7 protein-coding genes, 1 pseudogene and 1 other annotated feature are annotated in these 10,679 nt (G+C 40.8%); of the genes and pseudogenes, 6 read left to right on the top strand and 2 right to left on the bottom strand.

Going from position 1 to position 10,679, the window contains the following annotated elements; all coding sequences use genetic code 11:
• The 3 genes from ACT3RN_RS12125 to ACT3RN_RS12115 form a co-directional block, all read left to right on the top strand.
• On the top strand, positions 1-4,616 hold a 4,616-nt coding region (locus ACT3RN_RS12125; RefSeq protein ID WP_444518684.1), incomplete at its 5' end, for an RHS repeat-associated core domain-containing protein.
• A gap of 19 nt (positions 4,617-4,635) precedes the next feature.
• Positions 4,636-5,235, top strand: coding sequence for a hypothetical protein (locus ACT3RN_RS12120; protein WP_444518683.1), 600 nt, complete (start codon positions 4,636-4,638; stop codon positions 5,233-5,235).
• Between the two features lie 42 nt (positions 5,236-5,277).
• On the top strand, positions 5,278-5,667 hold the full coding sequence (locus ACT3RN_RS12115) for a hypothetical protein (RefSeq protein ID WP_444518682.1): 390 nt from the start codon (positions 5,278-5,280) through the stop codon (positions 5,665-5,667).
• A gap of 118 nt (positions 5,668-5,785) precedes the next feature.
• On the opposite strand, the gene ACT3RN_RS12110 is transcribed toward ACT3RN_RS12115, so the two are convergent.
• Positions 5,786-7,005, bottom strand: a protein-coding gene (locus ACT3RN_RS12110) for an IS3 family transposase (RefSeq protein ID WP_444518681.1) whose coding sequence is annotated in 2 segments (ribosomal slippage) — positions 5,786-6,717 and positions 6,717-7,005 — 1,221 coding nt in all. Because the reading frame shifts where the segments join, the coding sequence is not laid out codon by codon here.
• Positions 6,614-6,730 (bottom strand) — a sequence feature (AL1L pseudoknot). (Overlaps the previous gene by 117 nt.)
• A gap of 402 nt (positions 7,006-7,407) precedes the next feature.
• Here ACT3RN_RS12110 and ACT3RN_RS12105 point away from each other — a divergent pair.
• The 3 genes and pseudogenes from ACT3RN_RS12105 to ACT3RN_RS12095 all read left to right on the top strand — a co-directional run bounded on the left by ACT3RN_RS12105 (position 7,408) and on the right by ACT3RN_RS12095 (position 9,883).
• Complete coding sequence (locus ACT3RN_RS12105) at positions 7,408-7,758, top strand: IS630 transposase-related protein (protein ID WP_444518680.1); 351 nt, start codon at positions 7,408-7,410, stop codon at positions 7,756-7,758.
• A complete protein-coding gene (locus ACT3RN_RS12100; protein ID WP_444518679.1) occupies positions 7,685-8,257 on the top strand; it encodes an IS630 family transposase in 573 nt (190 codons plus the stop codon). The genes ACT3RN_RS12105 and ACT3RN_RS12100 overlap by 74 nt, the downstream gene beginning before the upstream one ends.
• A gap of 538 nt (positions 8,258-8,795) precedes the next feature.
• Positions 8,796-9,883 (top strand): annotated as a pseudogene (locus tag ACT3RN_RS12095) (IS3 family transposase).
• A gap of 121 nt (positions 9,884-10,004) precedes the next feature.
• Here ACT3RN_RS12095 and ACT3RN_RS12090 read toward each other — a convergent pair.
• The gene (locus ACT3RN_RS12090; RefSeq protein WP_444518678.1) at positions 10,005-10,610 is read right to left on the bottom strand and encodes a hypothetical protein; all 606 of its coding nucleotides are present in this window, start codon (positions 10,608-10,610) and stop codon (positions 10,005-10,007) included.
• Between the last annotated feature and the right edge of the window lie 69 nt (positions 10,611-10,679).

Raw genomic sequence — 10,679 nt, 5'->3', positions numbered from 1 at the left:
ACACCCTGGCTCAAGTACGCAATCATACAGGCGATACTCTTAAGTTCGCTTATGAGACCACAGCAAATGGTCTACCTAAGATCAGTATTACCAGTAGCAGCCAAAAAAAAGCCAATAAAGGTAGATGGGTCTATCTATTAGATCAAAACAACAATCTGGCTCAAGTGGTCTCACCCACTGCCGTTAGAACGGGCTATCTATATCAAGACCCTTTTGATAAGCACAACCTCACTGCTAAGCTTAGTTACGATGATAATGCAAAGGCTCGGCTTATTACGCAGTGGCAATACGATGCTTATGATCGCGCTATTAGCTCTTCTCATAAAGACGGTATAGAGAAAGTTAGCGTTGCTTATGATTCAAATACTATCCTACCTACTCAAGCTGGGCATATCTTTACCAATCGTATTACCAATAGTGTTGGAGAGACAACCGACTACCGCTATCGTTATACTAACGATGAAGCACAGCTATTATCTGTGATAGGTCCAAGTTGTTTAACTTGTGGTCCTGCCAATGTTAGCTACGAGTATGATAATGCTGGACGTGTCACTAAGACCAATCAGCTTAACGCACAAGGACAAACTCTCTCCTCTACTTCTACTGTGTATGATGATAAAGGGCGTATTACCAAAGTTATCCAAACCAATGAGCAAAATCAACAAACATGGCTCACTTATAATTACGATGATCTAAGCCTTCCTACACAGCCAACCGCTATTAGCCGACCCAGTGTGGTAGAAGGTAGAACCTCACAAACTAAGCTGAGCTACGATAATAGCGGTAATATCATTAGTATGACTGAAATGGGCTATCAGCCTGCAACAGCAACCCGTCAAGTGCAGCCTATTAGTAGAACGACCACCTATCAATATAAAAAGATTAATGGTAAACAACAGCTAACATCGGTTGATGGTCCTCTAGAAGGTAATCAAGACACAACTCGCTATCAATACGACCAGCAGAATCAGCTCACCTTGATCAGCTACCCTGAGGGTCTAACTCAGGCCATGAGTTACGATACTCAAGGCCGAGTCGTCACTCTACTTAATATCGATGGCACAATAAATAAATATCAGTACAATGCGCAAGGTCAAGTCACCCAAAGCGATCAAGCGGGACAAGTCAGTCAAATAAACTATGATCCTTTAGGTAGAATACAGCAAATCACCGATCCCCTAGGTCAGATACTGAACTACCAGTATGACGCAAGTGGACAAATCATTGGCATGAGCGATGGTAAACAAGCGCAAATTGATCTCACTCGTGATACTGAGGGCAATCTTACTGCTGCTAACTTGTTAGTCGATGGCAAAGTCGAGCAGCAAACCGCGTTTGAGACTCTAGACGCTGCTAGTAAACAAGACCTATTAGCTAGTATTCAAGCCATCGCTGAAGGAGATCAAGGTAATAGTGCTCGACCCGATATCGCTATTAGCCCTTATCAAAAGCTTGGTGCACTATTAAATCAAGCTCCTGCGTTTGTACAGGCGCAGATAGAACAAACCGACGCTCAAGGACTTATCACTACCTATACTGCTGATGACTTTGGCAACATAGTGGCAGTGAATAGTCCTACTACAGGCATCAGCACTTATCAATATAACCAAAATAGCTTACTTATCGGTAGTCAATCACCACTAAACGCACAAACCTATCAGCGCGATAGCATTGGACGTGTTACTGGCATTACCGTATCAGCAACCGATGGTAGCACCGAGCAGCATCGCATTACATGGGGCAAACAAAACAAACCTGTCAAAGTCACCTATCCGACAGGCTTCGAGAGCTTTAGCTACAATAACAACGCGCAATTGCTCACTCATACCCAGCAAGTCGATCAGCAAAGCTTCACCCTCAACTATAGCTATGACGATCAAGGCCGAGTCCAGTCCAAAACTCTACCTGATGGCAACGTTATTGAATACACCTACAATGGCAATGATAAGAAAAAGGTTGGGGTTCTAAACGGCATTTATCTAAAAGGCATCTGGGACAAACCTATTATCACGGGTCTTAATTCAGACAATGACACCAGCTTGGTGCAGCGCTTTAACTTTGGTAACGGCATCAGTAACCTAGTACAAAAGGATAAAAACGGCCGCATAGTCTTAGCAGGCAATCCTAAAGTCGGACAAACTGCCCTGAACTACGATCCCAATCAAAAGCAGCGAGAGCCTGAACAAGTCACTCAAACCGCAAGCGCTCAGATGGGGGATGCCATCAACCCTCAAAGCGCCATCAGTCAGCAAGTCCGTACCGTGCTTGATCAAGTGCTGTACGATCAAAACCCTGAGCCGTTACTTGCCCCACAAAACGACATCATCGAACAAATCAGCCAAACCCCTGAGACGGACGAATGGGGCAGAACCATAAATCAAGGCGATCAGCACTACGAGTACGACAGCCAGAACCGCTTAACTAAAATCAGTGCCACTGATGAGAGCGGTAAGCTTATCCCAATAGCCGTCTATCGCTACAACACCTTTAACCAGCGTATCGCTAAAATAACCTACAATAATCAAGGCAGTACTACCAAAACCACCTATTATTTCTATGATGGCAATCAGCTTGTTGCTGAAACAACAGACGCATCAGGAAAAAAGGCAGATAATCTAAAACAGTACGTTTGGCTAAATGACACGCCGATTGCCATTCTTCAGCAAGGTGATCTGTATTACATTCACACCGACCATAGAAACGCGCCAATAGCGGTCACCGACAGCATCAGTAAACTGGTATGGCAAGCGGACAATGAAGACTTTGGCTATGCCAACATCAATGCTAACAGCAGCTTTGAGCTAAACTTGCGCTTATCGAACCAGTACTACGATAGTGAAAGCGGACTACACTACAACACCAACCGCTATTATGATGCCTTGAACCAGCAGTATCTTACCCCTGATCCGTTAGGACTAGCCGCAGGGCCTGATCTATTCGCCTTTGCGTTAAATCAGCCACACAGTGTGAGTGATCCTGATGGGTTGGCTCCTGAAGAACATAAAAGAAGTGAGGTTTTTAAAGGAAGTGCTCAAGATAAATTTGAAGTTATTGTAAGAACTGCAGTTCAAGGCAAAGATAAAAATGGTAAATATTTACTTGCTACTGACATTAGAAATGAGCTTTTAGCTTTAGTTAGTGATACTAAAACTATAGCGACAACAGCAGGTATTTTTGTAGCTTTTGCAATTATTCAGGCTACGCCAGTAGGATGGTTGGCAGATGCTGCTATGCTAGGTGTGGCTGCATATTTTCTAGGGACAGCAGCATGGGATCTAATAAAAGCTGTGGTTAATATAGGAAAACTATTATTGACCTCGTGTAATTATGGACAATTATTTGATGCTGCTGAACAGTTACGAGGTGCTATAGTTAGTGCTGTAAATGCAGGAATTGGCTTAACCGGAGCTGCGGGAGCCTCTAAGCTATCAAAGCTATTCAAGACCTTACCAGACACCTTGGGTTTGCCTAAGTTAAGTGATAGTCAAGTTCAGAGAATTAAAAATATAGGTCTTAAGCCTGTCATTGGTGCATTTAAAACCTTAAAAAGCGTTATAAACAAACCTTATACTGTTGCAGTTTCTAGTCCAATTACAAGAGGACCAGGATACTCGGATAAACTTAATAGTGTATTTAATACTTTCGGAAATACTATTTTTGGCGTAAAACCTGATTTTATTATCAGAAACAACAAAGATAGTAACTTTGCTGTTACTAGAACTGATGGGAAGCTCAATTTCTTTTATCTTTCACCGAATAAAGGTAAGGAAAAAGTTGATTGGCCTGATAATATGGATGACTATTTGGTAGATCAGCTCAGTCGATATCATAAAACGGGTTACTTTGAAGACAAAAAAATTACATCTACTAGGGCAAAAGCTTTTTATGATGATCTAGTGAAGACAGTCTTTGGTAATTGCAAAGGTAGTATTCCAGCAGGGAGACCATTTGCAGTTATACTATTAGCGGCCAATACCGTAAGTTCAGGATGTGTGGTTGATAAAGATAAAGTTAGTTTCAATGTGGTGCAGATATTAGAGCCTACTGAAAAGGGTGCGCAGCCCATCGTTAAGATATTCGATACAGCGAAACCAGCAGGTACAGGATTTAACAAGACTAAGTTAACTTTTGTTAGAAAACTAAGTACATTTAGAACTTATCGCGCCAAAGGTATTGAAGGAAATAGAATCATTATAGACGAAGCTAACGGTGGTTATTGGTCGCTACCGAAAGGAGTAAATCAATCACTAATTCCTATTGACGATATGATTGGCGATAAATTACAAGCTTTAGTCAAAAAACACGCCGCAACATGGAACAATAGTAAACTCAGCCCAAATGAGAAAGCTTCTATTGATAAAGCTTTTTCTGAGAAAAATTATGCACAGGCGAATCTGTTGCGGGCGCAAGCAAAAGGTAGATATGTAGAGAAAAAGGTAAAAAGTGAGGCTGCGCGAACTCAAGATTTGAAACATCTCAATTGGAGTGGTAAGGGCATTGATGTCACTGATACAAAAACTGGTATAAAATATGATGTTATGTCTGGCACAGATTCTAATATGCGTACGCATGTAGAGCGTATGCCTGATTTCATTTGGCGAATGTTAACTTTCTAGAGTTAAAAAGGTAAATCGTATGGAAAAGTTCAGTAACAAGACAATAATTGACGAAGAAATTATTCTTGAAAGTAACAACTGTATATTTCTAGGACCAAATTTAAAACTCGTTGATTGTGTCGTTATCAATAAGCAAACTGCTAGAAATATACTATTTTTAGATGCTGAAATGACTGGTGGCACATTTTATACAAAAAAGCAGCTAAAGAACTGGCAAGAGCACAGTATCTCTTTCAACAATGTGACTTTTAAAGGAAATTTTTTAGGATGTGATTTGGGCGGGCGCTCTGATCAAGACGAAAACGAACACCATGGACTGGTTAAAAATTGCGACTTTAGCAATGCTAATATGCATCTTTGTCGTTTTTTTAACGCAGACATATCAAGTATAAAATTTGCTAAGTGGCCTTTTTTTACTATTATTAACCCTTCAAAGGTTGTAACACAAATTGATAACTTAAATTTTCCCACTGAGTTAACTTGGTTAATAAACCCATCAAATCATCCTGACGAGACTACAGCACTATTATACAACGCTGAATTGATTGCTAAGGAAACTGGAGTTGATATAGAAGTTATCAAAGGGCTAGTCAGTCAGATCGACGGCATAATAATGTAGTTTATTTTATGCTCATAGAAATCATCACTAAGGAGGTTTACTATGATTGGAGATACAGTTATTTTTGAACCAGATTTCAAGAAAATTAAGTATTATCCAAAAGAAGAGCATGAGTTTAAATTTGAAGAAATTTGGTTTGATGTCATCACGATGCTTGAGCTTACGAGTATAATTGATATTCCAATTGATATAGGTGAAACCGTTGCTTATGACGAACATAGTGGTTATTTACTTTCGAAGCTAAACCCAAAAGCGGTTAGCTATATATTTGAGAAATATCCAACACTGACTACTCTAAAAAATGTTGATGATTTAGATAAGGACGATCCGCTACACCAATTAGGTGATGTTGAGATATCTGATTTGATCAAGCTCTATGAGTTTATAAGACGATACGGTATAGAAAATTTATATCTTTATTCTACCTTTTAAAAGCCTGCTCTTGCAGGTTTTTTTATGATACTACGTTAAGCCCACATTTAAGGAAGGCAGCTCAGTATTAACGACTTATTGAACTGCCCCGAGTATATCGGAGAGTGATTTACTTGAGTCAGGCAGCAATACCTGACAGGGTTAAGTTATCATAATACCGCTTTTCAAACTCAAAAGGCGAGACATAACCAATCGTGCTATGCAATCGTGTTTTATTGAACCAATCTACCCACTCAAGGGTTGCCAGTTCAACATCGTTGGCGCCAGTCCAGTTCTGCTTTAAATAATGAATCACCTCAGCCTTGTACAGCCCATTGACCGTTTCAGCCAAGGCATTGTCGTATGAATCGCCTGTAGTACCGACCGAAGCAATCACGCCACAGTCTGTCATCCTCTCAGTGTAGCGAATGGATAAATACTGAACGCCTCGATCACTATGATGAATCACGTCTTTGGAATTGTTTCTGTCTGCTATTGCTTGGTTCAATGCCGCCATTACCATATCGGTGTTCATGCGATTAGAAACTTTCCAGCCCACAATAGCGCGAGCAAACACATCAATAACAAAAGCAGTATATACCCAGCCGCTCGTTGTCTTGATGTAGGTGAAGTCCGCTACCCAAAGCTGGTTAGGACGATGCGCCTTGAAGTTGCGATTGACCAAGTCATCAGCGCGCTGCTGGTCGTCACGGCTGTTGGTGGTAATCTTGCCCTTACCACGCGAGACACCTTGTAAGCCATGCTGTCTCATTAATCGCTCTATGGTACACCGAGCAATCTTTAACCCATCAGCTTTCATCTGCTGCCAGACTTTACGCACACCGTAACGGCATTTGCTGACCTGCCAAATACGTTTAATCTCACCGATGTAAAAGTCGTCATGCTGACTGCGTAGTGAACGCTTGTGTGGTTTGTCGCTTAAGTCTTGAGCACGATAATAAGTTGACGGGGCAATCGGTAGGACTCTACAGATCAGCTCGACCCCATAACTACCTCTATAGTCATCAATGAAGTTGACCATTACTTGTATGGGCGGCCGAGCCTCGCCTAAGCGAAAAAAGCCGCAGCCTTACGTATGATCTCGTTGGCTTGCTTGAGCTCTCTGTTCTCGCGCTCAAGATCCTTAATACGCTGCTCTTGACTTTGAGCCTGAACATTTGCAGGAATAGTTTGATCGATGTGTTTTTTATGCCATGATCGTAGGGTTTCAGGCGTACACCCAACCTTAGGGGCAATGGCTTGAATGGCTGACCATGTAGAAGGATAGTCGCTCGACGCTTCAATCAGCATGCGGACGGCGCGTTCTTTAATCTCAGGAGTGTAGGTTTGTCTTGTCATTGTCGTATTCTCTCAGAATGTTGAGTCTCCGACAATACCGGGGCGGTTCAATAATACCAACACCGGTAATCATACCGGATAAGTGCTTATAAAAATCTACTTTTAACGGAATGTATACCACGATGGATTCCGTGAAAAACATTTCACTTGGCACTGTTGCCCGTGAGTGAGCTATAACACTTTCACCGTCTATCACTTCATGAATATCATGGAAGGTTTTTTTATAATTTAACTATGCCTGTTTTAATGAAGTATTACCTTCAAACTTTGTATCTAATAGGTCTTTGTCAAAATTTGAATCCAAATTCAAATTTTCTAAATCACTAGCCAACTGTGCTATAGTAAAACCCACTTAAAAGTGTTATAAACTAATTATCAAATCCAATTGTTATTATAAAGACCATGACTTACTCACTAGATTTTCGTAGACAAGTACTAAAAAGTTTAGATGAGGGTATGACCTTTGTTCAAGCGGCTGAATTCTACAATCTCAGCCCAACCACCATACAAAACTGGAAGAGACGTGTTCATAGTAAAACAACAAGGCAAACTAAGCCCTATAAAATACCAGATGACGTGCTACTTAATGACGTCAAAGAACATCCTGATGATTACCAGTATGAGCGAGCACGTCGTTTAAACTGTAGTAAAACAGGTATTTATCACGCCTTAAAGCGTCTTGGCATCAGTCAAAAAAAAGACACTGGAGCATCCAAAAGCGTGCCCGATAAAAAGAGCGACTTATCAAGGTAAGCTGGAAAGCTTTACGCACCAAGGCTACCCCATTGTATATATGGATGAAAGTGGCTTTGAGGCTGAAACCATTCGTCCTTACGGCTATGCACCGATAGGCAAACCTTGTATTGATCGCTACAACTGGCAAGCAAAAAAGCGAACTAACGTCATCGGTGCTCTCTATGAAAAGATGCTGTTTGCCCTAGATTACTTTGAGCACAATATTAACAGCATCACATTCTACTACTGGTGCAAACACACGCTGATCCCAAGTCTTAAAACCAAATGCGTGATAGTCATGGATAGTGCTCGATTTCATAAGAACAAATGCATGCAAAAGCTACTGAACAGACATGGCCATCGTATTTTATGGCTGCCGCCGTACAGTCCTGACCTGAACCTTATCGAGAAAAAATGGGCACAGGTGAAGTTTCTACGCCAGGGCTGGATGCAAAATAACTCATCTAAATTGTTTTATGATATTTGCCCTAGCCATAACACTTTTATTTTGAACTGACTATAGCTTACTATTTAGGAGTTTTGCGGGATTTATATAATTTAAGACAAATCGAACACCAACGTAAGCAACAAAAGCTACAATTACTAAAGGAAATATATAAAATTCTTGCACAAATTGAGCTATTTTGAGCCAATCCATCAATACCACCTACCCCACTAAATAAAAGATTGAAAGCTACATAATTTAATCTATTAAATCCAAATTAAAGTTAGCTCGATTTGATAATAAAAATTTACGCCCACAACACCCAAGACAGTAGTCCAAACCTTGAATTACAAGCTGTAACTTACAAAAAGGGAATAGTAACATAAACAAATGACTAGGAAATGGTTGACAACTAATATCTAGAAAATAATAGATAAATTCGAGAATTTATCGTTACGTGCATTTATATTTTTAATCGGAGAATAACTGTAGTTTAAATTTCCGCTGACCACTTACAACATTACATGACGTATGAGTGGTAATCCACCCAATAAATAAGAACACCTAAAAATAGAGATTAATTGCTAAAATATATGAGCAGGAGAATCCTATGAAAAAAACACGCTTTACTGATAATCAGATCGTCAACATCTTAAAACAGGCAGAACAAGGCGTCCCTATCGCTGACTTGTGCCGTGAGCATAACATCGGACAAAGCACCTTCTACAACTAGCGTTCTAAATATGGCGGTATGGATGCCACGCTTATCACTCGTCTTAAAGAGCTTGAGATTGGAAATGCTCGCTTAAAGAAGATGTACGCTGATGAATGTCTTAAATCCGACATCCTACAGGATGCCATGACAAAAAAGTGGTAGCGCCGCTTGGGCGCCGTGAGATGGCTTGTCACTACATTAGAGAGTATGGCATCAGTATCCGCCGTGCTTGCTTGATTTTTAACATCAGCGTGACCTGTTATTACCATCAGTCTGTTGCGTCTGATGAGAACCGTCAAATAGCTGAGCGACTGATAGAGCTGACCACCCAGAACAAGAACTGGGGCTTTGGATTGTGCTTTATGACTTTGCGTAATGTACTGGGGCTGCCCTACAACCATAAGCGTGTGTATCGTATTTACCGTGAGCTTGAATTGAACCTTAGAATCAAGCATCGTCGCCGTATTAAGCGTGCCAAACCCGTGCCACTTGCTATACCTGTAAAACCCAATCAAAGCTGGAGTATGGACTTTATGCATGATGCTCTAACTGACGGCCGTGGCTTTAGACTGTTCAATATGATTGATGATTATAACCGTGAAGCACTCACGGTCGAGATTGATTTTTCACTACCCGCTCAAAGAGTCATACGCAGCTTGAACCAGCTGATTGAATGTCGAGGTAAGCCTAATCAAGTCAGATGTGATAATAGTCCTGAGTACATCAGTCGTGCACTCAGAGAATGGGCAATAGAACAAGGCATCACTATCAGTTACATTGAGCCTGGCAATCCACAGCAAAACGCTTATGTTGAACGCTATAACAGAACCATGCGCTATGATTGGTTAAACCAAGAGTTGTTTACGGATTTAGATCAAGTCCGTCAGCAAGCAGAGGATGGGTTGTATTACTATAATTATGAGCGTCCTAATATGGGCAATGGCGGCTTTACGCCAATACAGAAACTAAACCATGCAGCTTAATTCTATTGAATAAGTGTCTTAGGATTGGGAGGGTTACCCTCTTTGATGAAGTCAGACTCCATAAATTGTAACGGACGAAGGTCACAAAACTGTCCAAGTCTAGAATAGTTCTTAGCATAGTCTAGTGAAACGGGATATCCTTCAATATCATCTTCCCAAACTGTTTTTCAGCCAGCAGTAGATAAAGCCATTGTCCGATGCGATATCCTCGCCCATCGTTGTAATTTGCTTGAAGCGTTATAGCTTCATTGATCTGATCAACAAGCTTGCTATCTAGCTCTGGCGTGTTAACTGGATCAATCCAACGACTTTTATAGTTCTCCATATTAGTTGGAAACCAACCCATATTATCACCAGAAGTCAAAATAGCATCATCAAACTGAGTTTGAACATTGAGATTTTTATACACTTGATCTAGTGTAGTCTTAAGTTCAAGCGATTCTAGGTTATCCACAACTTGGCTTTGTATGTTTCGATTATAGTAGATAGGTAGCCAGCCATTCTCTATATCTGCCTCTACCCATTCCGAAAACTTGCTTTTTATTTGAGGGGAATCGATTAAGTCTCCTAGTAGTTCTGTAGAAGGCTGCCATAACCCTCTATCAATTAAAGTAAGTAACTGTACGACTGTGTCGAATGGGCTTGCACCTTGTCTTACCTTTAGAAGCTGTGCTTCTGGACGCCACCAAAGATCATATTCAATGGCATTCTCATTAATTCGTTTCACTTCCTCTTTACTAAAACCAGCTTTTAAATTTTTCATATAGATTAGTCACTCTCAATCACACCCATTACT

This window comes from Psychrobacter sp. AOP5-GZ1-6 (assembly GCF_052376345.1).
Lineage (GTDB): Bacteria > Pseudomonadota > Gammaproteobacteria > Pseudomonadales > Moraxellaceae > Psychrobacter.
The sequence above is the reverse complement of the archived record's forward strand: the minus strand, read 5'-3'. Positions and strand labels throughout refer to the sequence as shown.

What these genes read in the sequence shown, in the direction of transcription:
- ACT3RN_RS12120 (WP_444518683.1), top strand. Translation starts at nt 4,636, where the DNA reads ATGGAAAAGTTCAGTAACAAGACAATAATTGACGAAGAAATTATTCTT.
- ACT3RN_RS12115 (WP_444518682.1), top strand. Translation starts at nt 5,278, where the DNA reads ATGATTGGAGATACAGTTATTTTTGAACCAGATTTCAAGAAAATTAAG.
- ACT3RN_RS12105 (WP_444518680.1), top strand. Translation starts at nt 7,408, where the DNA reads ATGACTTACTCACTAGATTTTCGTAGACAAGTACTAAAAAGTTTAGAT.